This window comes from Mesorhizobium sp. WSM4840 (genome assembly GCF_055811755.1).
Map to the genome: position 1 here is coordinate 42,574 of NZ_JBVVQD010000021.1, position 24,905 is coordinate 67,478.

Annotated in this window: 28 protein-coding genes and 1 pseudogene; 21 read left to right on the top strand and 8 right to left on the bottom strand. The window is 61.9% G+C overall.

The features are described 5' to 3' along the window. Nucleotides 1–16: 16 nt before the first annotated feature. On the bottom strand, nt 17–2,698 hold the full coding sequence (locus tag AC0L3I_RS24940; RefSeq protein ID WP_473528575.1) for a bifunctional acetate--CoA ligase family protein/GNAT family N-acetyltransferase: 2,682 nt from the start codon (nt 2,696–2,698) through the stop codon (nt 17–19). 156 nt (nt 2,699–2,854) lie between these two features. On the opposite strand from AC0L3I_RS24940, the gene AC0L3I_RS24945 reads away from it, so the two are divergent. The 5 genes from AC0L3I_RS24945 (at nt 2,855) to AC0L3I_RS24965 (ending at nt 7,543) form a co-directional block, all read left to right on the top strand. Further along, nucleotides 2,855–4,708 carry a heavy metal translocating P-type ATPase gene (locus AC0L3I_RS24945; RefSeq protein WP_473528576.1) on the top strand — a complete coding sequence of 618 codons (1,854 nt, stop codon included), beginning with the start codon at nt 2,855–2,857 and terminating at the stop codon, nt 4,706–4,708. A gap of 26 nt (nt 4,709–4,734) precedes the next feature. Further along, complete coding sequence (gene trxC, locus AC0L3I_RS24950; RefSeq protein WP_473528577.1) at nt 4,735–5,184, top strand: thioredoxin TrxC; 450 nt, start codon at nt 4,735–4,737, stop codon at nt 5,182–5,184. Nucleotides 5,185–5,197: 13 nt separating this feature from the next. Continuing rightward, nucleotides 5,198–6,451, top strand: coding sequence for an MgtC/SapB family protein (locus tag AC0L3I_RS24955; RefSeq protein WP_473528578.1), 1,254 nt, complete (start codon nt 5,198–5,200; stop codon nt 6,449–6,451). A gap of 86 nt (nt 6,452–6,537) precedes the next feature. Next, nucleotides 6,538–6,924, top strand: a complete 387-nt coding sequence (locus AC0L3I_RS24960) for a hypothetical protein (protein WP_473528579.1) — start codon at nt 6,538–6,540, stop codon at nt 6,922–6,924. A 31-nt stretch (nt 6,925–6,955) separates the two neighbouring features. Further along, entirely contained in the window at nt 6,956–7,543 is a 588-nt protein-coding gene (locus tag AC0L3I_RS24965; protein WP_473528580.1) for an NAD(P)H-dependent oxidoreductase, read from the top strand. A gap of 151 nt (nt 7,544–7,694) precedes the next feature. On the opposite strand, the gene AC0L3I_RS24970 is transcribed toward AC0L3I_RS24965, so the two are convergent. Then, the gene (locus AC0L3I_RS24970; RefSeq protein WP_473528639.1) at nt 7,695–8,051 is read right to left on the bottom strand and encodes a hypothetical protein; all 357 of its coding nucleotides are present in this window, start codon (nt 8,049–8,051) and stop codon (nt 7,695–7,697) included. Next, nucleotides 8,048–8,620, bottom strand: coding sequence for a hypothetical protein (locus tag AC0L3I_RS24975; RefSeq protein WP_473528581.1), 573 nt, complete (start codon nt 8,618–8,620; stop codon nt 8,048–8,050). The genes AC0L3I_RS24970 and AC0L3I_RS24975 overlap by 4 nt, the downstream gene beginning before the upstream one ends. A 164-nt stretch (nt 8,621–8,784) precedes the next feature. On the opposite strand from AC0L3I_RS24975, the gene AC0L3I_RS24980 reads away from it, so the two are divergent. Further along, nucleotides 8,785–9,099: an amino acid kinase family protein gene (locus AC0L3I_RS24980; RefSeq protein WP_473528582.1), complete on the top strand. Its 315-nt coding sequence runs from the start codon at nt 8,785–8,787 to the stop codon at nt 9,097–9,099. 21 nt (nt 9,100–9,120) lie between these two features. Here AC0L3I_RS24980 and AC0L3I_RS24985 read toward each other — a convergent pair whose 3' ends face one another. Then, a complete protein-coding gene (locus AC0L3I_RS24985; RefSeq protein ID WP_473528583.1) occupies nt 9,121–9,642 on the bottom strand; it encodes an SRPBCC family protein in 522 nt (173 codons plus the stop codon). Nucleotides 9,643–9,790: 148 nt separating this feature from the next. Here AC0L3I_RS24985 and AC0L3I_RS24990 point away from each other — a divergent pair, with 148 nt between their 5' ends. The 10 genes from AC0L3I_RS24990 to AC0L3I_RS25035 all read left to right on the top strand — a co-directional run bounded on the left by AC0L3I_RS24990 (nt 9,791) and on the right by AC0L3I_RS25035 (nt 16,635). Then, a complete protein-coding gene (locus AC0L3I_RS24990; protein WP_473528584.1) occupies nt 9,791–10,186 on the top strand; it encodes a hypothetical protein in 396 nt (131 codons plus the stop codon). 165 nt (nt 10,187–10,351) lie between these two features. Further along, nucleotides 10,352–10,897: a CopM family metallochaperone gene (gene copM, locus AC0L3I_RS24995; protein WP_258122812.1), complete on the top strand. Its 546-nt coding sequence runs from the start codon at nt 10,352–10,354 to the stop codon at nt 10,895–10,897. Between the two features lie 12 nt (nt 10,898–10,909). Further along, the gene (locus tag AC0L3I_RS25000) at nt 10,910–11,188 is read left to right on the top strand and encodes a DUF5676 family membrane protein (RefSeq protein ID WP_419695596.1); all 279 of its coding nucleotides are present in this window, start codon (nt 10,910–10,912) and stop codon (nt 11,186–11,188) included. Nucleotides 11,189–11,225: 37 nt separating this feature from the next. After that, the gene (locus AC0L3I_RS25005) at nt 11,226–11,666 is read left to right on the top strand and encodes a hypothetical protein (protein ID WP_473528585.1); all 441 of its coding nucleotides are present in this window, start codon (nt 11,226–11,228) and stop codon (nt 11,664–11,666) included. Nucleotides 11,667–11,686: 20 nt separating this feature from the next. Next, nucleotides 11,687–12,022, top strand: coding sequence for a DUF2933 domain-containing protein (locus tag AC0L3I_RS25010; RefSeq protein WP_473528586.1), 336 nt, complete (start codon nt 11,687–11,689; stop codon nt 12,020–12,022). A 2-nt stretch (nt 12,023–12,024) separates the two neighbouring features. Then, the gene (locus AC0L3I_RS25015) at nt 12,025–12,693 is read left to right on the top strand and encodes a methyltransferase family protein (RefSeq protein WP_473528587.1); all 669 of its coding nucleotides are present in this window, start codon (nt 12,025–12,027) and stop codon (nt 12,691–12,693) included. Nucleotides 12,694–12,934: 241 nt separating this feature from the next. Further along, nucleotides 12,935–15,349, top strand: a complete 2,415-nt coding sequence (locus tag AC0L3I_RS25020) for a heavy metal translocating P-type ATPase (RefSeq protein ID WP_473528588.1) — start codon at nt 12,935–12,937, stop codon at nt 15,347–15,349. Nucleotides 15,350–15,445: 96 nt separating this feature from the next. Continuing rightward, nucleotides 15,446–15,589: a hypothetical protein gene (locus AC0L3I_RS25025; protein WP_473528589.1), complete on the top strand. Its 144-nt coding sequence runs from the start codon at nt 15,446–15,448 to the stop codon at nt 15,587–15,589. After that, a complete protein-coding gene (locus AC0L3I_RS25030; protein ID WP_473528590.1) occupies nt 15,586–16,308 on the top strand; it encodes an MFS transporter in 723 nt (240 codons plus the stop codon). The genes AC0L3I_RS25025 and AC0L3I_RS25030 overlap by 4 nt, the downstream gene beginning before the upstream one ends. A 93-nt stretch (nt 16,309–16,401) precedes the next feature. Then, the gene (locus AC0L3I_RS25035; RefSeq protein ID WP_473528591.1) at nt 16,402–16,635 is read left to right on the top strand and encodes a hypothetical protein; all 234 of its coding nucleotides are present in this window, start codon (nt 16,402–16,404) and stop codon (nt 16,633–16,635) included. 47 nt (nt 16,636–16,682) lie between these two features. Here the strand turns inward: AC0L3I_RS25035 and AC0L3I_RS25040 are convergent, their stop codons facing one another. Both AC0L3I_RS25040 and AC0L3I_RS25045 read right to left on the bottom strand, forming a co-directional pair. Continuing rightward, a complete protein-coding gene (locus AC0L3I_RS25040; RefSeq protein WP_473528592.1) occupies nt 16,683–18,044 on the bottom strand; it encodes a glucoamylase family protein in 1,362 nt (453 codons plus the stop codon). Nucleotides 18,045–18,231: 187 nt separating this feature from the next. Then, on the bottom strand, nt 18,232–19,215 hold the full coding sequence (locus tag AC0L3I_RS25045; protein ID WP_473528593.1) for an alpha/beta fold hydrolase: 984 nt from the start codon (nt 19,213–19,215) through the stop codon (nt 18,232–18,234). Between the two features lie 581 nt (nt 19,216–19,796). Between AC0L3I_RS25045 and AC0L3I_RS25050 the strand changes: the two genes are divergently transcribed. Then, entirely contained in the window at nt 19,797–20,354 is a 558-nt protein-coding gene (locus AC0L3I_RS25050) for a phosphoribosyltransferase (protein WP_473528594.1), read from the top strand. Nucleotides 20,355–20,366: 12 nt separating this feature from the next. After that, a pseudogene (locus tag AC0L3I_RS25055) lies at nt 20,367–20,814 on the top strand (pyridoxamine 5'-phosphate oxidase family protein). A 107-nt stretch (nt 20,815–20,921) separates the two neighbouring features. On the opposite strand, the gene AC0L3I_RS25060 reads toward AC0L3I_RS25055, so the two are convergent. Beyond that, nucleotides 20,922–21,758, bottom strand: a complete 837-nt coding sequence (locus tag AC0L3I_RS25060; protein ID WP_473528595.1) for a universal stress protein — start codon at nt 21,756–21,758, stop codon at nt 20,922–20,924. A gap of 170 nt (nt 21,759–21,928) precedes the next feature. Here AC0L3I_RS25060 and AC0L3I_RS25065 point away from each other — a divergent pair, with 170 nt between their 5' ends. Together AC0L3I_RS25065 and AC0L3I_RS25070 are read left to right on the top strand one after the other, a co-directional pair. Further along, nucleotides 21,929–22,327: a c-type cytochrome gene (locus AC0L3I_RS25065; RefSeq protein ID WP_473528596.1), complete on the top strand. Its 399-nt coding sequence runs from the start codon at nt 21,929–21,931 to the stop codon at nt 22,325–22,327. A gap of 95 nt (nt 22,328–22,422) precedes the next feature. Further along, nucleotides 22,423–23,361: a metallophosphoesterase gene (locus AC0L3I_RS25070; protein WP_473528597.1), complete on the top strand. Its 939-nt coding sequence runs from the start codon at nt 22,423–22,425 to the stop codon at nt 23,359–23,361. Here the strand turns inward: AC0L3I_RS25070 and AC0L3I_RS25075 are convergent. Beyond that, the gene (locus AC0L3I_RS25075) at nt 23,358–23,765 is read right to left on the bottom strand and encodes a CDP-archaeol synthase (RefSeq protein ID WP_473528598.1); all 408 of its coding nucleotides are present in this window, start codon (nt 23,763–23,765) and stop codon (nt 23,358–23,360) included. The two genes, AC0L3I_RS25070 and AC0L3I_RS25075, sit on opposite strands and share 4 nt — an antisense overlap. Nucleotides 23,766–24,110: 345 nt before the next feature. Between AC0L3I_RS25075 and AC0L3I_RS25080 the strand changes: the two genes are divergently transcribed. After that, complete coding sequence (locus AC0L3I_RS25080; protein WP_473528599.1) at nt 24,111–24,758, top strand: helix-turn-helix domain-containing protein; 648 nt, start codon at nt 24,111–24,113, stop codon at nt 24,756–24,758. The last annotated feature ends 147 nt before the right edge of the window (nt 24,759–24,905 follow it).

A 24,905-nucleotide genomic window follows, 5' to 3' on the forward strand; every position in this document is an offset into this window, starting at 1 on the left:
CGCAGGGTGATCGGCCTCAACGGAGTTCGAGCGTTGCCTCAGCTAGGCCAGGCTCGCTCGGATGATGCCCTACCGAAAAGCCGAACTCGCGGCACATTGCCAACATCTTGGTGTTCTCGTTGAGCATAATACCTTCGATCCGACCGATCCCATCGGCCTTTGCATAGTCGACGATCTGCCTGAGCAGCTCCCAGCCGAGACCATGACCCTGCAGGTCCGTGCGTACGAGCAACGCGTATTCGGCGACAGAGTGATCCGGATCGCAGGACAGCCGGCTGACCCCTGCCAGCGCGCCGGTGCTCGCTTCCAGCGCGACGAAAGCCATGTCGCGGTCATAATCGAGCTGTGTGAGCCGTTTCAGCATCTGGTCCGAGAAGCTCTTGCGCGACGACAGAAAACGCAGTCGCAAATCATCCGGAGAAATCCTGGCGAGGAATTGCGGATAGAGCGCGATGTCGGCCGGCTTGATCGGCCGAATGTGATAGTGCGCGCCGCCCACCGAAACATCCCTATTCCAGCCCGACGGGTAAGGCCTGATGGCGAGCGCCGGGTTCGGTCCCGGTTCTTCGACGCGTCCCCGCTCGATCTCGATGCGGGCATCGAGTGCGATCACGCCATCAGCGTCGGCCAACAATGGATTGATGTCCAGGGAGACGAGGCATGGAAAGTCTACGATCATCTGCGACAGCCCATTGAGCGCCGCAACGATTGCCCCACGATTAGCCGGCTTGTGGTCGCGGAACCCGGCAAGCAAGCGGCCAGTCCGCGTCTGCTCGATCAGGTCGCCGGCAAGCACATCGTCGAGCGGTGGCAGTGCGAACGCTATGTCGTCCATCACCTCGACCGCGACGCCGCCGGCACCGAAGAGGACGACGGGGCCGAAAATGGGATCGCAACTCATACCCAGTATGAGTTCCTGCGCTTGTTTCCGGACCACCATGGGTTGGACCGTATAGCCTTCGATAATGGCTTGCGGAGCTTGCTTGCGTACGCGCGCCTCGATTAACCTGGCGGCCTTTCCGGCCGCTGCGGCGGTCGCGAGGTTGAGCACCACGCCACCGATGTCGGACTTGTGCGAAATCGCCTTCGACAGCAGCTTGACGACGACCTCTTCCGCCCTCTTCAAAAGGTGGCCGGCGGCTTTTTCCGCTTCGCTGGCGGTTTTGGCGACAATGGTCTCGGGCACGGGAACGCCATAGGCGGAGATCGCCGCCTTGGCTTCCGGTTCGGTCAGCATTCGCCGACCCTCTTTGGCGACCTGCCTGAAAATGGCAAGCACGGCTTCTCGATCGCTCATCGTGTGCTCGCCGCGGCTCGGCGGCACTCGCATCAGCGCCCGCTGGGCTCGCGACCAGTCGCTGAGATAGGAGACGGCTGTTGCGGCGTCCGCAGGCGTCTCGAAACTGGCAATTCCGGCATCCTGAAGAACACGGCGTCCTTCGCGCGCCGTGTGTTCGCCAAGCCAGCAGGTCAGGACCGGTTTGCTGCCTATCTTGCCGTCCCGCGCGAGTGTCGCCACGGCGCTTGCCGCAGCAAGCGGCGAGCCGAGCCCGGTCGGGCAGTTCATAACCAGCACAACGTCGGTCCCGGTATCGGCCGCGACGGCCTCGATCGCGACCCGATAGCGCTCCGGCGAAGCGTCCCCAATGATGTCGACCGGATTGGCGTGGGACCAGGTGGCAGGCAGGACGGCCTCCAATCGGGCGATTGTTTCCGGCGAGAGCTCTGCCAGTTCGCCGTTACAGTCGATGAGTTGATCGACGGCAAGCACACCGGCGCCGCCGCCATTGGTGACAATGCCGACGCGGGCTCGTTGCAACGGAGCGAAACGGGCTGTCGTCTCAACAGCATCGAACAGTTCGGTCAGACCTTTGACGCGCAGGATACCGGCGCGCAGCAACGCAGCTTCGACGACACGGTCGGCGCCCGACAGCGCTCCGGTGTGGGTCGCCGTGGCTTTCGCCGCCTGCTCGTGCCGGCCGGACTTGATCGCGATAACCGGCTTGATGCGCGCCGCCGCGCGTGCCGCAGACATGAACTTGCGTGGATTGGATATGGTTTCGAGGTACATCACGATGGCGCGCGTGCGCGCATCACCCGCCAGCATGTCGAGGCAGTCTCCCACATCGACATCTGCCATGTCGCCCAGCGAGATGATCTGGGAGAAGCCGACATTGTTGTCCGCCGCCCAGTCGATCACCGATGTGGCGATGGCGCCGGATTGCGACAGCAGCGCAATGTTGCCGGGCCTGGCCGCCATATGTGCGAATCCAGCATTAAGCTTCACAGGCGGGATCATCAGGCCGAGCGTGTTGGGTCCGATGATGCGCAAAAGAGTGGCCTTCGAAGCATCGAGCATGGCCTGCCGCAATCCGTTCTCGCGCGTCAGGCCGGCGGTGATGACGACCGCCGCCCGCGTGCCCTTCTCGCTGAGGTCCCGTATGATGCCGGGAACCGTCTGCGGAGGCGTCACGATGACGCCGAGGTCGGGAATGGTTGGCAGATCGGCCGCCTTCGCGTAGCAGCGTCGGCCAGCCACTTGCGAATATTTCGGGTTGACCGGCCAGATCTCGCCCTCGAAGCCGCCGTTCACGAGGTTGTCGAAGACGACACGCCCGACAGAGCCGTCGCACCCCGATGCTCCGAAGACGCCAACCGACTTCGGAGCGAATGCATGTTCGAGATTTCGGATGGTCAACCCTGTGCCTCCTATTCCCGGCGATAATCACCAGTCGATCTTGCCGGTTCGTTGCGTTGAATCAAAGCGTTTTGCGGTTATCGCGATTAGCTGTTGCGCGAGATCGACGCTGCCCCTCAGCGATTGCAAGCATCGATCAAAATCGGAAAGCATCGCATGAACGAGTCCACCCTGCGACGCGCATTGCTGGTCATTGCCATCCTGGGTCTCGCCCTTGGGGTCGGAGTCTGGCGAGCCGGGTTCGGATCCCTTGTGGCCGACACGATCTGGACGGTTGCGACCCTGCCCGTGGTGGTGGCTCTCGCCATTTCTATTTTGCGTGATTTCTGGATCGGCCGCTTCGGCGTTGATGCCATTGCGTTGGTGTCGATGTCCGCCGCGCTGCTGCTCGGTCAATCCCTGGCGGCAGTGGTGGTCGCGATCATGTATGCCGGCGGCACGGTACTCGAGGATTTTGCCCGCGGACGCGCGGAGCGAAACCTCAAGGCATTGACCGACCGGTCACCGCGTGTCGCCCATCGGACGTCAACGCTGGGAACAGAAACCATCTGCGTCGAAGACGTTGCTGTCGGCGACGAGCTTTTGGTACGGGCCGGCGAACTGCTCCCAGTCGATGGCATCCTGCTTGATGCTTCGGCCTCTCTCGACGAGTCCGCGGTAACCGGCGAACCACTGCCCGAACGGCGGAGCGCAGGCGACACGCTGCGCAGCGGCACCCTCAACAACGGTGAGGCCTTCAGCATGCGGGCTTCGGCACTCGCAGAACAGAGCACATATGCGGCAATCGTGCGCATGGTCGCTGCAGCACAGACCGCGAAATCCCCGTTCATCCGCATGGCCGACCGCTTTGCCCTGTTCCTGCTGCCAGCCACTTTGCTGGTCTCCGGTACCGCCTGGTACATCTCTGGCGATCCAATCAGAGCGCTCGCCGTTCTGGTGGTCGCGACACCTTGCCCGCTCATCCTCGCTGCCCCCGTGGCCTTCATCGGCGGCGTATCGCGCGCCGCGCGTGCCGGCATCTTGATGAAAGGCGGCGTGGCTCTAGAGGCCCTTGCGCAAGTCCGAACCGCGATCTTCGACAAGACCGGGACCTTGACCATCGGCGGCGCCGAGCTCATCGAAATCGAAGCTGCGCCCGGCCGTGATGCCGACCATCTGCTGCAGTTGTTGGCATCGTTGGAACAAGCCTCCCACCATGTGCTCGCTGATTCGATCGTCCGGGCGGCGCGCGGCAGAAAGCTGATGCTGTCGCATCCGTGCAATGTCCGCGAGCATCGCGGTGCGGGCCTGAATGGACGGGTCGACAACATGTCGATCGCGGCGGGATCGCGGGCTCTGGTGCTCGCCGACAAACCGCTGCCCGGCTGGGCGAAAAGCGGCGAAAGGCGATACCAGAACGATCCGGTACTCAGGGTGTTTGTGGCGCTCGACGGGCGACTTGCCGGCATATTCACTTTCGGGGACGCGCTGCGCGTGGATGCTCGCGATGCCCTCAGCAACCTGCGCTCGGCCGGTATTGCGCGTATGGTCATGCTTACAGGCGATGACGGCCTGGCGGCCAAGCGCATTTCGGCCTTGCTCAGCCTCGATGCGGTCGTGGCCGACGCTGTCCCCGCTGAGAAAGTCACGGCGGTCGAAGCCGAGAAAGCCTTGGCACCAACGATGATGGTTGGCGACGGCATCAACGATGCCCCTGCCCTCGCCGCCGCGACGGTGGGTGTCGCCATGGGCGCGCGCGGTGCAACGGCCTCTTCGGAGGCAGCGGACGTCATCGTGCTGGCTGACAGGCTGCAGCCGGTCGCTGATGCGGTTCGGATTGCGCAACGCACCCGTACGATCGCCTTGCAGAGCATCATCGCCGGGCTGGCACTCTCAGCCGTGGCGATGGCCGTGGCGGCCATGGGGCAGATCACGCCTGTGGCGGGAGCATTGCTTCAGGAGGGTATCGATGTCGCGGTCATTCTGAACGCGTTGCGCACCCTTGGCGATGGGCGTCCTGAACGCGCATAATTGATGATACGAATGGGTGAATGGCCATGGCGCAGGAAAAACTGGTGGTCTGCGGCAAATGCGGCGGGGTCAATCGCCTGCCGCCGGCACGCAATGCCGGGGACGCGAAATGCGGAAAATGCGGCTCCAAGCTGTTCTCGGGTCACCCGGAAGACGTCGACGCACAGAACTTCGATCGCCAGGTCCAACGATGCAGCCTCCCCGTTGTCGTCGACATCTGGGCACCGTGGTGCGGCCCCTGCAAGATGATGGCGCCGGCCTATGAAGCGGCAGCCAACGAACTGGAGCCGCATGTTCGCCTGATCAAGCTCAATTCCGACAATGAGCAGGCCGTTGCAGCCAGGCTCGGCATTCGCGGCATCCCGACCATGGTCCTCTTCCATGGCGGACATGAGGTTGCGCGCACATCCGGCGCCATGACGGCGGGGCAGATCGTCAGGTGGGTTCGCGATCACCTGCCGACGGCCGCAGCCTGAAAGCAGCCACGCCATGGATTCGCTCATCGCACGGCTCGGACTGGCACTGGCAATAGGCCTCCTCGTCGGACTGGAGCGTGGCTGGCGCGAGCGGGACGAACCCGATCACAGCCGCACGGCCGGAATTCGAACGTTCGGCATATCCGGCCTTCTCGGCGGCATTCTCGCGGCTCTGGCCGGAGCGCTCGACGCGGTATCGGTGCTGGTCGGCGGATTCGTCGCCTTTGCTGCAGTCTTCGCCTGGTACAAGGCGCGCGAGGCGGCACATGACGAGGATTTCAGCGTTACGGCAGTGATAGCGGGCCTTGGCGTGTTCTCGCTCGGTGCCCTTTCCGTCGCCGGCGATTTCCGGGTCGCGGCTGCCGGAGGGGCGGCACTGGCGGCGGTCCTTGCCAGTCGCGAGATCCTGCACGGTCTCTTGAAGCGATTGACCTGGATCGAGCTCCGCTCGGCGCTGATTCTGGCGGTGATGACCGCGATTATCTTGCCCTTGCTGCCAAACCGGACGATGGACCCGTGGGGTGGCTTCAACCCGTGGGAAGTTTGGTTCCTCACGGTGCTGATGGCGTCGATATCGTTCGCTGGCTATGTCGCCATTCGCGTCCTGGGAACCACGCGCGGTCTGCTCGTCAGCTCGCTTGCAGGTGCCGTCGTCTCGTCCACCGCCGTGACCATGGCGATTGCCCGCAACGCCACATCCGCAAGCAACCCACGGCCGCTCGCCGGCGCTGCTTCGCTGGCGGCGATGGTCTCGGTGCTGCGCGTTTGCGCTGTCGTACTGATCGTCGAGCCAAGCGTCTTCGCTGCGGTCGGCATCCCGGCGATTGCCGCAGCGCTTGTCTTCGCCGCCTGCGGACTATTCTTGTTGGCCCGCGCCGGCGGGGATCAAAAGAGTGGTGCACTGGCACGCAATCCGTTCGAATTGGGCCCGTTGCTGCTTTTCGCCTTGCTCTTTGCAGTTGTCGCCACCGCGAGCGCTGCATTGGCTGCTCAATTCGGCGGGCGCGGCTTGCTGGCGAGCGCGACGCTTGCAGGCACGTTCGATGTCGACGTCTCGGTGCTCAGCGCGTTGCGCCTGGTCAAACATTCGGTCCCGGTCGAGATCGTGAGCCAGGCGGTGCTAGCGGCGTTGGCGGCAAACGCGATCGGCCGGCTGTCGCTGGCGGTGTTTGCCGGTCCGATCAGGTTCTGGTTGCCGCTGGCGGGCGCAGCCCTGCTGGCAGCGATCACCGGTTACTTGGCCACGGTCCTGCTGCCGAACGCCTGAGCCCGGTCAAACTCTCCAGCTTCTTTGATGCGGATCAAGGTCAGGCTCGACCGCCAGGTTATCAACTCCATGAAAAGGAGTTTGCCATGACCAGCTTGAACGACCTCACCTCGAAATTCCGCCATGTCCGGCTGCTGCTTGCCCGTGAAAAGGGCCACCCGGAAGGTGACCGCGAGGAGGGCTATGACGTGCTCGCTCCGTTGAATGGTGACGGTCGGATCGATCCGGACGAGTGGAAGGAGCATAAGGCCGCATGTCGCGTGCGCCGGTTTCGTGCCGGTGAAGAAGACCTGGTCGGCCGTCTGCGGCGCAAGCCCGGCGGACAATGGTATTTTGACTATGCCGAAGGCGACCGCGACGACGAGATCGGCTTCCATCTCGGCGACGAACGTTTCGTGACCGGTGAATACGTGTCGATCGAACGCAACGGAGCCATGCACACCTATCAGGTGGCACGGGTCGAGCGGCCTTAGCGTTTCAAACGAGACGCCTCGGGAGCAACTCATGTCGCGACGCATCCTGGTTGTGGTCGGCCATCCTGACCCGTCTCCGGACCGGCTCTGCCGCGGTCTGGCGCAAGCCTATGCCGAGGGCGCGGAACGGGCGGGACATGTCGTGCGGCAAATCGATCTGGCAGAGCTCGATTTTCCTATGCTGCGTACGATGCAGGAGTTCGAACACGGCGCGATACCCGACAGCCTCAAGGATGCCGCCGAAGCGATCGTCTGGGCGGAGCACATCGTGTTTGTCTTTCCGCTTTGGCTCGGAACCATGCCGGCCTTGCTCAAGGCTTTTCTGGAACAGGTCATGCGGCCGGGAACGGCCTTTGCCTACCCGGACAATGGCGGCTTCCCCAAGACACTGCTTCGCGGCCGCTCCGCCCGTATGGTGGTGACGATGGGCATGCCCTCCATTTTTTACCGGCTTTGGTTCCTCAGCCACGGCATTGCGGGCATGCGGCGGAGCATTCTGCGCTTTGCCGGCATCAGCCCGGTGCGCGAAACCCTGTTCGGCATGGTCGCGGGCGCCAGCGATGCGACGCGGGCGAAATGGCTCGGACAAATCCGCAAGCTCGGTGAGCGGGCCAGATAGTCCGGTTGGAGTCGATCACGGCACCAGGACGGCACTTTACCGCCCTTGCGCACAGCACGCAACGCGATCGGGACCAAGTCACCGACGGGAGCGAAGATGATCGCGGCGTGACGGGTAAGCTCAGTGATGGATACGGCGGCGAACCCGGAGTTTACACGAAAAGGTACCAAAACGGCGGGAAGGTTAGTAGGAATCCTATCCCGAGCAAGATGAGCGCTGCGACGTTGACGGTGCGCATGTTCACCGTTTCCCTTTGCCAAATCCGTGACAGCCCGTACCAAGCAATGAGCCAAACGATGATTGTTACGGTCGTCTTGCCGGAGAGCGGGCCGACAGGATTGTAGAAATTCAATAGACCCCGCAGTCCGGGCGACAGCTCGGACGCGAATGCTAGAACGCCGATGGCAGCACAACCGATGCCCGCTGCCAGAATGGCCGCAGCTCCGGGGCCATTCGGGATCGTCTCAACGGTCTTTCCAAACTCGACCGCATTTTGCGACGTAGTCATGGCCCTTCCTCCTGCATCAGAATGATCACATCGCCACCCCGTATCGGAGCGTATTTGTTCAGGAATGCACCGAACGCTCCGGCGATTCCCGTGGCGACAAAGGCAGCCACGGCGAAACTTAGTACGGAGATGCGCATATTCCGGTGTTGAATGATTGCTCGCCCGTATTTCATGGTGACGTAGGCCACCATGGTCATGGCGATCGGTGCTAGCCAGCCTACATGCTCTTTCCATTCCATGCCGACGTTATGCCACTCGGATGTCTTCCCGCTGGACAGGAGCAATCGCCGCGGATAGTCCGCGAGATCGGTGACGCCTTCCGGCGGAACGGCTCGATACCAAGGATAGATGACGTAGGTGCCAGAGAACACAGTGAGCCACGCGAGTATCACCATCGCCACGAGGTAAAGACCAAGCAGTGTTTGGCCTCCCGCGCTCATCGCCGACGGCGCGCCAGGCGCAGAAATTCGATAGAGTTCGACCAGCGCGCCGGAGAACGCCAGCATGAACAGAGCTCCAAACCCCATTCCATGCAGCACCGTCATGAGGTCGTGCGTTGTAATTTCCATGACAGACCCCTTTCATGCGTGGCAATATATTAGCGACCTCGTATGTTGCGGCGTTGATCCATGTCAAAATCTCCCACTTACGGGCGTTACACTGCTCACCGCAGGCGACGTTTCACCCTTTCTGCGGTCGACCTAGCGACGCTCGATTGCCGATTCGGCGGGCGATGCAAAAGTTCAAGGCCGACATGCTGCTCATGCTGACAGACGTCGACGCAGTCTATGTCGATTATGGCACCGCTACCGCCCGTGCGCTCCGGAGGGTTAGCCCGACAGAGATATCAGGCCGGGATTTTCCCGCTGGCTCCATGGGGCCAAAGGTCAGCGCCGCAATCGAATTCACTGAGGCAACCGGCAAGCTTGCCGCTATCGGCAGGCTTGATGACGCCGTCGAAATTGCCAAAGGTGAACGCGGCACATGGTTTGAACCAGCGCTCGGGTATGACCGATCCTCAGCGCCGGGCTGCGGCTCTTGCCAATGAGTCGGACAAGGCCCGCCTCGATCAGCTGGTCGACGCGACTGTCTGCGCCCCTGTCTTCTCGAAATAAGCTGCTGCGTCTTTCGCCATCCGGTCAGTACACCAACGTGCGTAGATATCGGCAAAAATCAGGCCGACCCAACGGGACGGCGCTGTTTGTGGCAGGTCGTAGTCGATGAACACCCGAAGCCGGCAGCAGCTCGATTCGGGGACGATCTCGAAACCCATGCGGTAGCGGCCGATCACCCAGAGATTTGGGACACCGATGATTTCCCAGACCTTCAATCTGGGAGGCACCCGGATCGTAACCACCTGTTCCGCAGACAGTGCAATTCCAAGTATCTTGCCATGGAATCCAAATTTTGAGCCGACCAAACGAGCTTCATGTGCATCGAAGTCGTAGTCCATTTTCGAGCCGAGCATCATCCACGACGAGGCGCTCATATGAGTCCCGAGATGCCTGTGATCATCGAGATAGGCGAACACGGTCTCGGCCGCGGCTTCTATCCTGACGGTGGTCTCGGTGGAACGCGGCGTTGCTGGCATCACCTCACCTCCGGTTCATTCCCGGTTTTGGGGCCTGGGAAAACGTCCGATCCGTACTGGATAAGACCCGGCAACCTAAGCGCTCCCCCGGAGCCGCGGCTTTGATTTGCGTCAAAGCGGCGATGCGCAGCTATGCCACACTGGGAAGATGGAAATTGGACTGACCCAGCTTCGCGCCTTGCTTTCCATGCTCGTTCTGATCGCGGGCAGCGTCGTCATGGGCGCTGGTCTTGCCGGCCAGGGTCCGGGTATGGGCGCTGATATCGGCGCCATTGCCGAGTTTGCAGTTCCCCCCATTGGCGGCTCCAGCCAGGTGACAGGCGATGTCACGGCAACTGATCACAACGATGGCTGTTGCGAGCACGGCGCCGACTGCGCGTACTCAGCCGCATCGGGCTGTTGTGCTGCAAGCATTTCCGCCACCGGCGAATGTGGGGTCGTCAATTGCCCGTCCGGCACCGCCCGCTTCATGGAGGGCAAGGCGCTTCTGGCAACAGGCATCGACCCCGAGGCCCTCCTGCAACCTCCCCAGACCTTCGCCTGATATCGCGCCGTCGCGGCCTTGGGACTGTTGAACCCAGCAGCGCACGCCAAGGCCGATAACGCGCGAACGATCCGCGTAGTCAAACCGGTATTCGCGATCCGGCTGTGCCTTGCGCACCCATTCTCAGAGTTCGCCTCGGCTTCACACCAACGAAAGGAAACAGTCATGAAGACCCACCTTCGAATGATCACGCTTGCCGCATTCACAGCTCTTTCGGGCGCGGCATTTGCCCAGACGGATCCGCACCATCCCGAGGGCGACGCACCGCAAGCCACGACAACGGCTCCGGCAGCTGACGCGGTGCCGGGCAAGCTGCCTGAACAGTGCACAACGATGATGTCAACGATGCAGAAGATGATGCCCATGATGCAGCAGATGATGCAAGGCGGCCAGGGCGGCATGATGCAGGGCGGCGGCATGATGAAGAACATGCCAATGGACACTGCCAACATGCCCGAGGCCTCCAGGACTTACATGGACGCCATGAAGCGAATGGACGGGCCGATGATGCAGGCCATCCAGGCCGAAGATCCCGATATCGCCTTCGTCCAGTCGATGATTCCGCACCATCAAGGGGCGATCGACATGGCCCGGGCGGTCCTGCAATTCGGCAAGGATGATCAGGTCAGGAACTGGGCCAATCAGATCATAACGGCTCAGCAGGCCGAGATCGCCGCAATGCAGGAATGGCTCAAGCAACACGCGAAGTGACGGGAGGAACCCATGAGTAAATTTAGCATTCTGTCCGTCGGCATTGCGCTGGGCGTGACGCTGGCCCTGATGAGCATGCTCTGTGCTTTGGCCTTCGCCATTTGGCCGGACGCGACGCTCGATTTCTTCGGCGCCTTCATGCACGGGCTCGACTTCAGCGCGGTTAGACTGGCGGCGCAGATGAGCCCTGGCCGTGTTCTCTACGGCATCGTCGGCCTTGGCGTCGTCGGCCTCGTGGCGGGTGTCGTCTACGCCTCGATCTACAACGTCGTCGCCACCGGGCGCCGTTAGGGCGGGCCTCATGAAAGCTGCAGCCAATCCATGGACGATGTCGTCCGCAACGCTTGCCCTGGCGGGAATGATCATCGCGGGGATCGGACTGTATTTCATCGCCCTCAGGCCGCCACTGCTGCCCGAGGATGTCCGTTATATGAATCTCTCGGCCGCCGAGCTGGAAGCCTTCGGTCCGCGTGTTGCGATGTGGCTCACGCAGGTTTTCCGGGTGCTCGGCGGCTACGCCCTCGCTACCGGCGTTCTGCTGATTGCGCTGGCGCTCACAGCGTTCCGGACTCGTCACCCGGTCGCGTTGGCTGGCGCTCTGGTCGGAGGGGCATCGTCCATCGGCTTGATGTCGGTGGCGAACTTCACGATCGGCTCCGATTTCAGGTGGGTACTGTTTGCCAGCGCGCTGGTCTGGGCCCTCAGCCTCGCGCTTTACGGCTTCGAAAGCCGCGCCTCGACCGCCGTGGCCGGCAACGGCAACCGCTGACATCAAAGGGAATTCAACCCGTGAACCCCAACGCACACCGCATATCCGATACCCCGACCGGCTCCGAACCAGAACAGGAGGCCGAGGCAGGAACGGGTGGATTCTGGACTTCGAAGACTGGCCTGGCCGCGATCGCCTTCCTGCTGATCGCCGCGTTTTTCCTTCTCTCTGAGCACCGGGCGCACACGCTCGGCGCCCTTCCCTTTCTGCTGCTGCTCGCCTGCCCTCTGCTTCACATGTTCATGCATGGCGGCCATGGCGGTCACGGCAGTCATGCAGGGCACAAGAAACAAGCCGGGCACAGGGAAACCGAGCCGAACGCGCAAAACGGCCCCAAACACCACAAAGGAGCATGATCATGGTCGAGCAATCTTCCGCCTACGGCCTCTGGGACCTGGCTATTATCAACTCGGTGATCTTCATCCTGTTCGCCTTCAGCTTCTTTAAGCCGCAAACCGGCCGTGATTGGCGCTCCTTCGGTGCATTCAGCGCCTTCCTGGTGGCGCTGTTTGCCGAGATGTACGGATTCCCCCTGACGATCTACATGTTCTCAGGCTGGCTGCAGTCAAGGTTCCCCGGCGTTGACTGGCTCTCGCATGATGCCGGTCACCTCCTGGAGATGATGTTCGGCTGGCGGCTCAATCCGCATTTCGGCCCCTTCCACATTCTCAGCTTCTTCCTGATCGGCGGCGGCTTCGTGCTGATCGCGAGTGCGTGGCGGGTGCTTTACGAAGCGCAGCGCCACAATCGCCTCGCAACCGGCGGCCCATATGCCTCCGTCCGGCATCCGCAGTATGTCGGCTTCGTTCTCGTCATGGCGGGCTTCCTCGTGCAGTGGCCGACGCTGCTGACGGTGCTGATGTTCCCCGTTCTGGTTGGCATGTATGTGCGGCTTTCCTTCATCGAAGAGCGTGAAGCGAGAAAGGAATTCGCCGATGCCTACGACCGCTATGCGGCCCGCGTGCCCGCCTTTTTTCCGCATGTGGCCAGGCTGTTCGGTTCCGCCGGCGAGCGCCGTGCGCCCTAAAGGCCAGGGAGGCGCTCGGGCATGATCTTTCTGTGCTGACCGAAACAACAATCTCGAGACCGAAGGAAATCATCATGAAACGCCGAGATATCCTGAAGGGTGCAGTGGCAGGCGCCGCAGCTCTGTGGTCGCAGCACCCTTCACCAACCAGTCAGGCGGCATGATGTCGGCCTTCGCTTACCGAAGCTGAGTCACCGCTGGCGTGCGGTCGCCACCACGATATGCGGCATGGAGAGCGACGATGAAAAAGATCAATCTGGAAGTGCGCGACCTAGTCGGCATGATGGATTTCGCGGCGGTCGAAAAACGTCTCGCGGCTTTGCCTGATGTTGCCGGTGTCGCGATGAACGCGGGGTCGACCACGGCGACCATCGAGTTCGATGAACGGCGGACGAGCCCGCAGACCCTTGCCCACGAAATCGAAGCCTGCGGCTTCCATTGCCGCGGCGAGACCGTACCTCGGCATCTGTGCAGTCCCGACAGCACGACAATTCCGCCAGGGCATCCGGCCGCGATCTCCGGGCACGCCGGGCCTGATCACGCCGCCATGATCCAAACGGGTCCAATGGACCGGAGGACAGTTGCGGCCAAGGTGCCGCACGACGCAATGGCCCATGAGATGGGGCACGGCGCCGGCATGGACATGCAAGACATGGTCAAGGACATGCGCAACCGGTTCCTTGTCAGCCTGGTTTTCACGCTGCCGATCTTTGCCATGGAGCCGATGGGTCTGGGCGAGCCCTGGTTGCGCCCGCCTTTCGGGCTGAGCGAAGACGTCGCGATGTTTTTCCTCGCCAGCGCCGCGATCCTCTATCCTGTCTGGCCGTTCCTGGTTGCCGCCTGGCGGGCCCTGCGCAACGGCGTCCTCAACATGGCCGTGCTGGTGATGCTGAGCGTCGGCACCGGCTACCTGTTCAGCGTCGGCGCGACCTTCTTCTTCGAGGGCCAGCAATTCTATGAGGCCGCCAGCGTGCTGCTCGTGTTCATCCTGCTCGGCCATTGGCTCGAGATGCGCGCCCGCGCCGGGGCCTCGGCCGCGATCAGGGCCCTGCTCGACCTCGCCCCGCCCAAGGCCACCGTCTTGCGCGATGGCAAGGAGGCCGAGGTTGCGACCGCGGACGTCGTGCTCGGCGAGATCGTGGTCCTGCGCCCCGGCAACAAGCTTCCCGTCGATGGCGAGGTGATCGAGGGCGGGTCGACGATCGATGAATCGATGCTGACCGGCGAGTCGATGCCGGTTACCAAGAAGGTCGGCGACAAGGTCATCGGGGCGACGATCAACAAGAGTGGCACGCTGCGTTACCGCTCCACCAAGGTGGGCGCCGACACAGCCTTGGCGCAGATCGTCAAGCTGGTCCAGGAAGCCCAGAATTCGAAGGCGCCGGCGCAGCTGCTCGCAGATCGTGCCTCGCAATGGCTGGTGCTCGCCGCGATCATCATCGGGCTTGCGACCTTCGCCGTCTGGTTCTGGTGGCTCAGCCAGCCACTGTTGTTCGCGATGACCCTGACCATCACCGTCTTCGTCATCGCTTGTCCCGATGCGCTTGGCCTCGCCACGCCGATGGCCGTCATGGTCGGCACCGGCCTTGGCGCTTCAAACGGGATCCTGTTCAAGAATGCCGCCGCTCTCGAGGACGCGACCAAGCTCGACGTGATCGTCTTCGATAAGACCGGCACGCTGACCATGGGCCAGCCCAAGGTCGTCGAGATCGTTCCGGCGGCCGGCGTTTCACGCGACGAGGTTCTGCAGATCGCGGCCGCCGTGGACCAGGGCTCGGATCATCCGTTGGCCGTCGCCATCGTCGAGCGGGCCAAGGACCGGAAGCTTCCCAAGGTTTCGGATTTCCTTAACATCGAAGGCAAGGGTGCCAGCGCCGCTGTCGGTGGAAGTCCGGTATTCCTCGGCAATCGGCGCCTCATGGACGAACAGAAGATCGATCTTCTGGCGCTCGGCGAGAAGGCCGAGACGCTCAAGGCCGAAGGTCGCACCGTCATTCACGTGGCGCGGTCCGGCAAGCTGCTCGGGCTCATTGCGATTGCCGACACGCCGCGTCCGACAGCCATCCCGACGATTGCCAAACTGCACGAGCAGGGCGTGCGCGTGGCCATGCTGACGGGCGACAATGCCGGCACCGCTAGGCGCATCGCGGACATGCTCGGCATCGACATCGTCCTGGCCGATGTCTTGCCGGGGCAGAAGGCGGAACAGATCAAGGAACTGCAGGGACAGGGGCTGAAGGTCGGCATGGTCGGCGACGGCATCAACGACGCGCCGGCCCTCACGCAAGCCGATGTCGGGTTCGCCATTGGTGCGGGCACCGATGTCGCCATTGAGAGCGCCGACATCGTGCTGATGAAGAGCGATCCCTACGACGTGGTCGGGGCAATGACGCTCTCGCGCGCCACGCTGCGCAAGATGCACCAGAACCTGTGGTGGGCGGTCGGTTACAATGTCATCGCCTTCCCGATCGCGGCAGGCGTGTTCTACCCGTTCCTGTTGAGCCCCGAGATTGCGGCGCTCGCAATGTCGGGCAGTTCGGCCCTTGTCGCCGTCAATGCGCTTTTGCTAAAGCGAGCCAGGCTCGAGGGCATCCGTCCTGCTGCATCGACCACCGCAGGCGCCGTTCATGAGCACCTAACTGGCGCGCCGGCATGAGCGGAGCTATGCAAGGTCCCTTGACCGTGCAGCGATGGAGCCTTGGCGTACTTCTGGCCTCGGCCTTCGTGGTTGCGCTCGGCTACGGAATTGTCCTTGCCGGTCCTGCCGATGATGGTCGAGCGGCTTGCCGGTTCCGCAGACCCGGCATTCAACGCATGGCACATCGACTTTTTGAGCGCCGCCTATATCGCCGCGCCGGTGGTCGCCGCTTTCCTCTGGGGGAAGTGTTCCGATTGATCGGGCGCAGGCCCGTCCTTGTCGTCGGTCTGCTCGGCTTTACCGTCACTCTGGCGGCCTCGGCGCTGGCACCGAGCCTGCTCGTTCTTTATGTCGGGCGGATCTCGAATGGCGGCTTCGCGGCGGCCGTGGTGCCAACTGCCCTCGCGTTCATTGCCGACATCGAGGGCGGGGCCGACACCGAAGGCGGGGACGATCGCCGCGCAAGAGCGTTCGGCTGGATCAGCATGGCATCGATCGCGGGCTTCCTGGTCGGGCCGATGCTCGGCGGGCTCGCTGCGGAACTGGAGTTTGACTTGGGTGCGGCGGCGGCCCTACCGCAGGCCGTTCCCTTCTTTCTTGAGTCCGGCCTCGCTGTCGCGGCAGCCCTTGGCGTGTGGTTTGCGCTGCCTGGAACCTGTTGCCAAGGGCCTCTGTCGAGGCGCGCAATCGCGGCTTCGTACCCGGAGAGCTACGGCTGCTCGCACTTGCCGCTGTCGCCGCGGCAGGGCTTGGCGCATTCGAAGTCGGGCTCACGTTGCGAAACCTCGAACTCGCCATGGGGCCTCGCCGCGCTCGGCCTCATGTTCGCGACGTGCAGCGTGGTCATGTTTGCAGTCCAAGGCCTCATCTTTTCGCCGCTCGTCAAACCGGCAACGGCAAGGTTGCTTGTGGCCCCCGCCTTCCTGGTGATGGTGATCTGGCGGTCTTTCCGACAGTTGCCGGCTTCGGCGAAATGATCTTCGCCATTTCCGTTGTCGCGGCGTCGGCCGGGGTAATAAGCCCGCTGCTCGCCTATTTGGTGTCGCGCATCACCGCGCGAAACCGGGGGCATGGAACTGGGCATCCAGTCGGCGGCGGTCAGTCTCGGGCTGTCGGTAGGCTCTGCGGCCGCCGGCCTGCTGTTCGGTTTCCCCGGCCTGCAAGGCGCCGCTTTCTTTGCCGCTGCCGCCGCCATGGGGCTCGCCGCGCAGGTGAGCCTGAAGCTGCCGCGACGGCCGCCACCACCGCTGGAGAGGGCCGAGCCTTTTTCCGTTTCCAGGAGGAGTCCTCCTGCTCCACAGTGAGCAGACTCCTTCAACCGCCGAATACACTCTACCTCGGCGCAAGCCGATCAAACAGCTGGCGTCGGTTCCCGATCGAACTCTCCCAACCAGCCGCCTTCAAATCCCGCCCGTTGCAGGCCGCTGCGGATGTACCGGCACGAGCGCATCAGCCGCCACAGGAGGCCGTTGCGATCGTTCTCGATCATCAGGACGACGGGGCCCTCGTTGAGGCCGAAGTGCCAGGGCGAAACCCACCATCCAAAGGCGTTGTCCGTCGTCCCTGGATGCGTCGGATTGAAAGCCGCCTTGAAACCATAGGCATTGGCGGCCTTGAGCTTGGCCTGGTGGATGCAGAAGCTGATCGCCGGTCGGACGATTTCTGACGCGAACGGCAAGGAGGCCACGACGGCCCACGGAGCGAGCGTGCCATCGTCGGGGCCGTACGGGACGCCGCGCGCGACATAATCCTCAAAGCTGCGTTCGATGCCGTTCAACTTGAGCGTGGAAGGCCCAGGACCCTCGCTTGCGGTGATGCCCCAGCAGTGTTCGCCGTAACCCTCGAATCCACGCGGATTTTCGACAGCGTAACGCTGATGGACGAAGGTGGCGCGTCGGGTGTTCTCGAAATAGTCGCTTCCCTTGCTGCGCATGAAGGCATCCTGCACGCCGCGAAAATCGATCCATACATGCGAAAGCTGGTGGATGAACAGCGGTCCCGCATAGAGGTAGTCGAAGCCGTAACAGTTCTCCCATCGGAAGGTCGCGGTCCATGCAGTGTAGCTGCTCGGGGGTAACGGGTGTGTCGGCGAACCCAGTCCCAAGACATAGAGCAAGAGCGCTTCGTCATAGCCTTGCCATCGATACTTCAGGAACCCGTGCTCGGGTGTCCAGCCATGGGTGACGGTCTCTCCTCCATCCTGCGCCCAACGCCAATCGGCTCGGTGATAAAGCGCCTCTGCCAAGCTGCGGATCTCGGCTTCGGCCTCGGTGTCGGCATCGAAATACTGCCCTGCAGCCAGCGCCCCAGCCAGCAGGAACACGCTGTCGATCGTCGACAGCTCGCATTGCCAGGCGCGCCGGCCGGTCTGCATGTCCAGGAAATGGTAGTAGAAGCCGCGATATCCGGTAGCGTCCGGCTCCAGGCCCTGCGGACTGTTCCAGAAGAAGCGCAGCGTCGCCAAGGTGCGTTCCGCAGCCGCGCTTCGCGTCATGAATCCGCGCTCGACGCCCACTGGATAGCACGCCAGCGCAAGGCCAGTGGCGGCGATGCTTGCGGGCCAATTCGCTTCGGTCTTGTCCAGAATGAGCCCGTTGGCGGGGTTCACTTCATGGATGAAGTAGTCGAATGTCTCCCGCTGCAGGGTCGCCAGATCGTCTTCCATGGCAGAGGTGGTCACCATGCGGTTGCTCTCGGGAGAATGCGATCGCATCGCTCTGTGTTCCCTGACCGCTGTTCACGGATGCGTATGGTCGTCGAAGAGTCGCCCGAAGGATACGCAAGTGCCTAAGAAGGCGAGCGCCGCCATGATGCGCTGCCCTCCCCTTGCGACTGTTCCTTCGATGGGCGACAGCAACGAAACGACCTGTGAGGCGATTCTGCCCCAAGCGGATGCTGTATCACTGTCTCGGGCCAACGGGTGGCGGGATGAGGCCGGCGCCAGCTAGGAACGTGCGAACTGCTATGCGAACATCCTGCTGCTGTTCAACCAGAAGATGTCCCCCAGCGTCGTAGACGACCAGTTTGGCACCCGGAATCTTGGCTGCGGCGAACTCAGCTGCCGGCAGCGTGTTAAACAGGTCGTCGCGCGCAGAAATAATGATCGTCGGCGCAGTAATTTCCTCCAACGGCAGTTCATGCAACGCGGGGGCGCTATCGATGTTGATTCCGGGAAAGCGCAGCGACAACGGCTCAACACTCTTGACAATGCTCATGACGCGGTCCCGCTCGGCTCGAGGCGCAGCCGCAACCAGCGAGGGCTGAACGCCAAGGAAGCGAACGAGCACTGACGGCGCGATCTTCTCGGTGGCCCACCATGCGAAATCGCCGCCGGCATTGACGACCCAGAATACGAACTTGTTGCCGCGGCTCGCTTCAATCGAGACCGGACTGGTGGGCGAATAAAGGCCTGGGACGATCAAAATGAGAGCGGTGACCTTGTCCGGGTGCCGGAGTGCCAGCTCGACCGCAGAACGCGCGCCCGCCGAAACGCCGACGACCACCGCTTTGGGAACGTTCAGTTTGGATAGCAGCGCCGCGTGCGCATCGGCCTGCGCGGCTGGAGAGGTATCCTGCGGAACGGGCGTGCGCAAATAGCCGAAGCGCGACGGCGCGATGATCCGAAAGCCCTCACCCACAAAATTGGCTGCATTGGCAAGGCCTTGGTCAAAGCCGCCACCGGCGCCGTGGATCGATAAGAGCGGAGTACCCACGCCACTGTCGGCGTATTCGATCGGGCCTATGTCGAGCTTGGCGACCACACTGCCGCTGCTGGCAGCGTCGCGCATACGGCCAAGCTCGTTCTTGTAAAGCAAGAAAGCCACACTCGCCGTGGCCGCTATGGCGATAGACATGGCCAGCAGGAAACCACCAATTCGTCTCATTGGAAAAAGCTCCACAAAGGACAGACGAATATTGGCATATCTCGCTTGGAAGCAGGTTGATTTACCTCAATTTCCCTGAGTGACAGCATCGGCCGGTGTATTCGGATGCTATCAATTGTGGGAGGCTTAAGCCGGTCGGCGCCCCCAGCGAAGGAACGCCCTCTGGAACCGGAATTGACGATGTAGGCGAGGCGAGGCGCCCTTCTTATGGTGGATATGGCCACTACGATGACATGTCGACCGCACTCTGTTGGCTGCGACGTCCGGGGTTTCGCCAGAAGCTATCCTGTCTTTCGAAAGGACCGGCCGGAATTTGTCCAACGCCGATATGCTCGCCGTGCGACGCGCTTTGGAGCAACTTGGAGCGGAATTTATTCCCGAGGATGCCATGGGAGGTGCCGGCGTTCGGCTCCGCTTCGATGCGGACCAATCACGGCGGATTTCGGATTGGAGGCCGAAGGCGGCGCGGCCGGCGATGACGATGTGACCTGACGGACTGCCGGCATGCGCTTTGATGCGCATCAAGGTAAAAGGCCGGGCTTCATGGTGATCTTGCAGCGAGGTCTTAGAGGAGCACGAAGGTGGACGCACCGGGAAATCCCGAACTGGCCATCGCCGCGATGGTGGACGGCGACCCTCCGGACGTCGTGCTGAATCGGGAGATCATCGAAGCTTATTCCCTCGATGATGACGCGCTTCGCGTCTTGATCGCGAAAGAGCGCCCCGAATTGGAACGGCGCCGGCTTGCCTATCGCGGAACGCATCCACCCTTGTCGATCGCCGGAAAGACCGCGATCATCGTGGATGACGGGGTCGCGACCGGCACGACGATGAAGTTCGCGATCCGTGCGCTCAAGCGCCGGTCACCACGGGAAATCGTCGTAGCGGTTCCTGTTTCGCCGCAGGACACGGTGGCTGATCTGGCCCGGGAAGCCGACCGCGTTGTTTGCCTTAGTCAGCCTGGACAGTTCCGCGCCCTTGGCTACCACTATCCGAGCTTCCCTCAGCTGTCCGACAACGAGGTCATCGCCGCGATGGACGAGGCTGTCCAGTCGCGAAAAGCCGGCGGGCGCCGAAATCAGAAGCGCGCCTCAGGCGCGGCCAGAGAAACAACGACACTGAACCGTCGTGAAAAATAGGAGATCGCACCGATGCTGATCCGCACACTTTCTGCCTTGGAATGCACGAAATTGCTGGCGGCCAATCGTGTCGGCCACTTGGCATGCGTGAAGAACGGGCAACCCTACGTCGTGTGCTTCAACTACGCCTACGCCGACAATCACCTCTATGCGTTCTCCTTGCTGGGTAAGAAGATCGACTGGATGCGGGCCAATCCCCTGGTGTGCGCTCAGGTCGAGGAACACGGCCAGGGACGCGGATGGAGAAGCGTGATTGTCGACGGCCGCTTTGAAGAACTGCCGGATCGGATCGGCCACAAGGTTTCAGCGCAATCATGCATGGTCGGTGTTGAGCAAGCACGCCGACTGGTGGGACCCGGGCGCGTTCAAGCCTGTCATGCCTCCCGTGTCAGATAGCACGCCGCACGTCTTCTTCCGGATCCTCATCGAGCAGGTGTCGGGCCGGGAAGCAAGCGAGTAGGCTGTTTCCACCAGTTCGATGCCTCGCGCAGAACAGCACGTGACAGATCCTCCAAAAACAAGGGCCGGCAGATCGCGCCGGCCCGGCAGTTTTCAGTCCTTGCATTGCTACCGCGCCATAAGGATCGGCATCGATGGATCCTCAAGCATCGACTTGGTGACGCCGCCGAAGATGCGCTGACGCAACCGGGAATGGCCATAAGCGCCCATGACCATCAGATCGGCGGCGATATCGACGGCGTGCCGACGAAGCACGTCAGCGACTGAATGGTTCGAGCTCGGGAGCCGGTCGACCGTGACCTTCACGCCATGCCGCGCGAGATAAGTAGCGGCATCGGCTCCGGGTTCGGCGCCGTGGTGGTATTCGTCCTCCACCGGGTCGACCATGACGAGGTGCACCTCGTCGGCGCCTATCAGCATGTCGAGCGACTCGCGGACCGCGCGCGACGACTCCAGACGGGCGTCCCAGGCGACCAGCACGCGTTTCGGCTTCAGTGTCGGCCGCGATCCCTCGGGGATGAGCAGCAGGGGCTTGCCGGAAGAAAACAATGCGCCTTCGATCACTTTGCTCTTCAGCGTTTCGCCGGCAAGCAACTCCGGTCCAATAACCGTAATATCGGCATAGCGGGCACGTCGGCCGATCGTTTCGTCGGCCCAGGCAGTGTCGGGATAGTCGTCGATCAGATCGCCCGATGTGACGATTTGGGGAAGGAATGCGGAAACGACCGAAGTTCGCTCTTTAAGCCTCTTGAGGTCGGCCCGGCGTTCCTCCAGCCACGCCGGTGAAACTGCAGCGGCATATCCACCGCCCGAGGGTGGTGCCTCAAGCACGAGAACGAGCACGGAAAGATGGGCACCAAACTGCTCGCACAGGCCGGCGGCAAGTTTGAGATCGCCGTCACCCTGGCTCGGTCCTGTAACCGCAAGGATCGTTTTGAAAGCCATGGCGCCTGCTCCTGATTTTGCCTCAAATTTCAATCGTCGTTGCAACAATGGCGAGACGGCTCGCCGTGTTCATTGCGCTGAATCAAAGACCGCCCCCTATGCAAATTGATCCGGATCAACGTGTCCACGTGCTGACGCTGTAGGCTTGGCCACCAATTGGGAACACGCCGATGAAATTCCTCATAGCGGCAGCTTTCGCAATCATGGCCTGCAAGGCGTCCACCGCGCAGGAAATGAGCTATGGCGAGGCGGAATACCTGAACTCCTGCGCGGTCTGCCACGGCGTCTACGGCAAGGGCGATGGGCCTCTGGGCGATGTGCTGTTGAAGCGTCCGGCCGACCTGACGCGTCTTTCCGAACGGAACGGCGGCGCGTTTCCCTATTCGAGGGTCTTCGCGACGATCGACGGTCGCTATGCCTTGCCAAGCCATGGCGATCGCGAGATGCCTGTGTGGGGTCGCCAGTTCCTCGAAGAAGACGTAAAAGTCTATGGCCCCAGTGGCGGCGAGGTCGTCACGACGGAACGCATCCACAACCTTGCCGGTTACATCGAGACGCTGCAGCATTAGATTTCGGCAGCAGCGAAGTTCGCGCGAATGGCTTGCCGTATGTGGATGGATTGGTGCACGTTCCCAGGCGCCAACCAACTTGGCTCTGGACCGCTATGATTGATATCAGCCCGAGGTTGGACGAACGCCTTGGCCGGATTCACGCCAGGCAGCGTCTAGGGGTCGAAGAGGACCATGAAGCCCAGGTTTTCGGCCAAGGTCTGAATTTCTTCCATTTGGAGAATTGGTATTCGATCCATGCGGTAATCCGCAACGGGCTGCGGTTAACTGGCCTCTATGGGCGTGGGCGCCGCAATGCCGCAAACGTCCAACTTAGCGTCAACAATATCACGTCGGCAAGCTTGCCACGTAGTTTTGAAGGATTCCGGATCCTCCACCTCAGCGACCTTCATGCGGACATGAGCCGTTCTGCGATGGATCGCGTAATCGAGCTTGTCTCTGATCTCGACTACGACATCTGCGTGCTGACCGGAGATTTCCGCGCAAAGACCTTCGGCCCGTTCGACGCCGCTTTGGACGGTGTTGCCCGCGTGCGTGCCTCCCTCAAGGGACCGCTATACGGCGTGCTCGGCAATCACGACACGGTTCGAATGGTTCCGGCCTTGGAGGACATGGGCATTCGCATGCTGATGAACGAACTCGATGTGATCGAGCGGAGCCGAGAACGCATCTATCTTGCTGGAATAGACGACGCCCATTTCTTCAGGGTCGACAATATAGAAAAGGCCGCGGCTGATGTGCCGACCGACGCATTTTCGATCCTGCTTTCGCATACCCCCGAGATCTATCGCCAGGCAGCCCACGCTGGATTCGATTTGCTGCTCGCGGGTCACACCCATGGTGGCCAGATCTGTCTGCCGGGTGGACTCCCGATTACCCTGGATTCGAAACTCCCACGGGCGATGGGCGTCGGCGCCTGGATTTATCATGGCATGACGGGCTACACCTCGGTCGGCGCCGGCTCGAGTGTCGTTGCAGTACGGCTCAACTGCCTTCCCGAGATCACGCTTCACCAACTCGCCCGCAAGGACTAGTAGGGCCTATCTCTGATGTGGAGCATATAGAGAAGCTGGGAGACCAGGAGTTCGCCGATCCAAAACGTGCCGACACCGACCAGAATGTCCCAAACTGAAAAGCCTACGAGGTTCTTGACGGCGAACAGGGGCAGCAGGGATTCCGGCACCTGATCGAAACCTGGTGCTTCGGCACTCGGCGCCAATCTCAAGCGACGCTTGAGGAAGCTCGACAGCATGTCGCCGATCATGGCGTTGATACCAATGAGCACACCTATTTCAACATCGAGCCCCACAAGAGGACCGCCAATCGCTGCAGCAAGAATTGCCAGTACGAACCCGCGCAGCGTCTTTGACCGCCCCAGAAGCGGCTGTCCATCCCAAGAGCCAACCGCCATCAATCGGCCAGGCGAGCCGCTCGCCAAGCATTTTCTTGGCGATGACGGGCACGCCGTTCGCGAGAGTCAGCAGGATGAGGCATTGAACAATCGACCATAAATGAAGCTCAGTCATACTGTTCTCATATCGCAAGGGCCGACATCCTAGCGGAAAGTAGCGCGCCTGGCTGTGCGCACCAAAGACAAGTATCAATCACAATGCCGCGTTTGACGGGGATCAATGATGCCCGGACCAACTGCCCATCATCAGCGGCCTGGGGGGCCGCCCGGTCGAGGTTCTAGTCTAGGTAGTTTCCCGTAGGGACATAACCGAATTTCGCGAGACGTGAATTCGCGCGATTGCTGTCACACGGATCAACCGGGAAAACAGCCATGCAAACCTACGCAGCGCCCAGAATTGCACTGTCGCCAAGCTCCACCCAGTCGAGCCTGCTAGAGGCTTTCGACGCCCCGCCGTTGCAGCCGGTCAGCTTCTTTCCCGCCGGTTCGGAAATCTATGCCCAGGGCGAGAAGGCCGGAGCCTTCTACCAGGTCGAGTTTGGGGCGGTCCGTGTCTACCGCCTGCTTGCCGACGGCCGCCGTCAGATAAGCGCCTTCCATCTGGCTGGAGAGACATTCGGCTTCGAAGCCGACACCACCCATCATTTCTTCGCCGAAGCCATCAACGCCACTGGTGTCCGCGTCTTCCGCTTTGCTACTGGTGCGGATATCTCCCGTCAGCTGCTGCCGTTGGCGCTCAAGGGCCTGACGAGAGCGCAGGAACACCTCTTGGTCCTCGGCCGCCAGAATGCCATCGAACGCGTCGCCGCGTTCCTGGTCGACATGGCGGAGCGGCAGGGCGGGTTGCGGCAGGTCGAACTGCCGATGTCGCGCATGGATATCGGCGACTATCTCGGCCTCACCATCGAGACCGTATCGCGGGTTTTTACCCGGCTGAAGGACAAGGGCGTCATCCGCCTGCTCAATCTGCGCACCATCGAGATCATCAAACACGACGCGCTTCACAATATGAGCGAGTGAGGCAACTTGGTCAGTTAACGCGCAGCCCGTAATGGTTGCCTGAAAAAAAGGGCAGCGTCGGTTGCATCCTTCCCTGTTGAACTGGGAAATTTGAATCCGGACAAGCGATGAGTCAAGGATCTCGACAGCAGCAATGTCCGCATTCGG

Excerpts from the sequence above, each read along its gene's own strand:
- AC0L3I_RS24945 (WP_473528576.1), top strand. The coding sequence starts at position 2,855 with ATGAACGAGTCCACCCTGCGACGCGCATTGCTGGTCATTGCCATCCTG.
- trxC (WP_473528577.1), top strand. The coding sequence starts at position 4,735 with ATGGCGCAGGAAAAACTGGTGGTCTGCGGCAAATGCGGCGGGGTCAAT.
- AC0L3I_RS24955 (WP_473528578.1), top strand. The coding sequence starts at position 5,198 with ATGGATTCGCTCATCGCACGGCTCGGACTGGCACTGGCAATAGGCCTC.
- AC0L3I_RS24960 (WP_473528579.1), top strand. The coding sequence starts at position 6,538 with ATGACCAGCTTGAACGACCTCACCTCGAAATTCCGCCATGTCCGGCTG.
- AC0L3I_RS24965 (WP_473528580.1), top strand. The coding sequence starts at position 6,956 with ATGTCGCGACGCATCCTGGTTGTGGTCGGCCATCCTGACCCGTCTCCG.
- AC0L3I_RS24970 (WP_473528639.1), bottom strand. The coding sequence starts at position 8,051 with ATGACTACGTCGCAAAATGCGGTCGAGTTTGGAAAGACCGTTGAGACG.
- AC0L3I_RS24975 (WP_473528581.1), bottom strand. The coding sequence starts at position 8,620 with ATGGAAATTACAACGCACGACCTCATGACGGTGCTGCATGGAATGGGG.
- AC0L3I_RS24980 (WP_473528582.1), top strand. The coding sequence starts at position 8,785 with ATGCAAAAGTTCAAGGCCGACATGCTGCTCATGCTGACAGACGTCGAC.
- AC0L3I_RS24985 (WP_473528583.1), bottom strand. The coding sequence starts at position 9,642 with ATGCCAGCAACGCCGCGTTCCACCGAGACCACCGTCAGGATAGAAGCC.
- AC0L3I_RS24990 (WP_473528584.1), top strand. The coding sequence starts at position 9,791 with ATGGAAATTGGACTGACCCAGCTTCGCGCCTTGCTTTCCATGCTCGTT.
- copM (WP_258122812.1), top strand. The coding sequence starts at position 10,352 with ATGAAGACCCACCTTCGAATGATCACGCTTGCCGCATTCACAGCTCTT.
- AC0L3I_RS25000 (WP_419695596.1), top strand. The coding sequence starts at position 10,910 with ATGAGTAAATTTAGCATTCTGTCCGTCGGCATTGCGCTGGGCGTGACG.
- AC0L3I_RS25005 (WP_473528585.1), top strand. The coding sequence starts at position 11,226 with ATGTCGTCCGCAACGCTTGCCCTGGCGGGAATGATCATCGCGGGGATC.
- AC0L3I_RS25015 (WP_473528587.1), top strand. The coding sequence starts at position 12,025 with ATGGTCGAGCAATCTTCCGCCTACGGCCTCTGGGACCTGGCTATTATC.
- AC0L3I_RS25020 (WP_473528588.1), top strand. The coding sequence starts at position 12,935 with ATGAAAAAGATCAATCTGGAAGTGCGCGACCTAGTCGGCATGATGGAT.
- AC0L3I_RS25035 (WP_473528591.1), top strand. The coding sequence starts at position 16,402 with ATGGAACTGGGCATCCAGTCGGCGGCGGTCAGTCTCGGGCTGTCGGTA.
- AC0L3I_RS25040 (WP_473528592.1), bottom strand. The coding sequence starts at position 18,044 with ATGCGATCGCATTCTCCCGAGAGCAACCGCATGGTGACCACCTCTGCC.
- AC0L3I_RS25045 (WP_473528593.1), bottom strand. The coding sequence starts at position 19,215 with ATGAGACGAATTGGTGGTTTCCTGCTGGCCATGTCTATCGCCATAGCG.
- AC0L3I_RS25060 (WP_473528595.1), bottom strand. The coding sequence starts at position 21,758 with ATGGCTTTCAAAACGATCCTTGCGGTTACAGGACCGAGCCAGGGTGAC.
- AC0L3I_RS25065 (WP_473528596.1), top strand. The coding sequence starts at position 21,929 with ATGAAATTCCTCATAGCGGCAGCTTTCGCAATCATGGCCTGCAAGGCG.
- AC0L3I_RS25070 (WP_473528597.1), top strand. The coding sequence starts at position 22,423 with ATGATTGATATCAGCCCGAGGTTGGACGAACGCCTTGGCCGGATTCAC.
- AC0L3I_RS25080 (WP_473528599.1), top strand. The coding sequence starts at position 24,111 with ATGCAAACCTACGCAGCGCCCAGAATTGCACTGTCGCCAAGCTCCACC.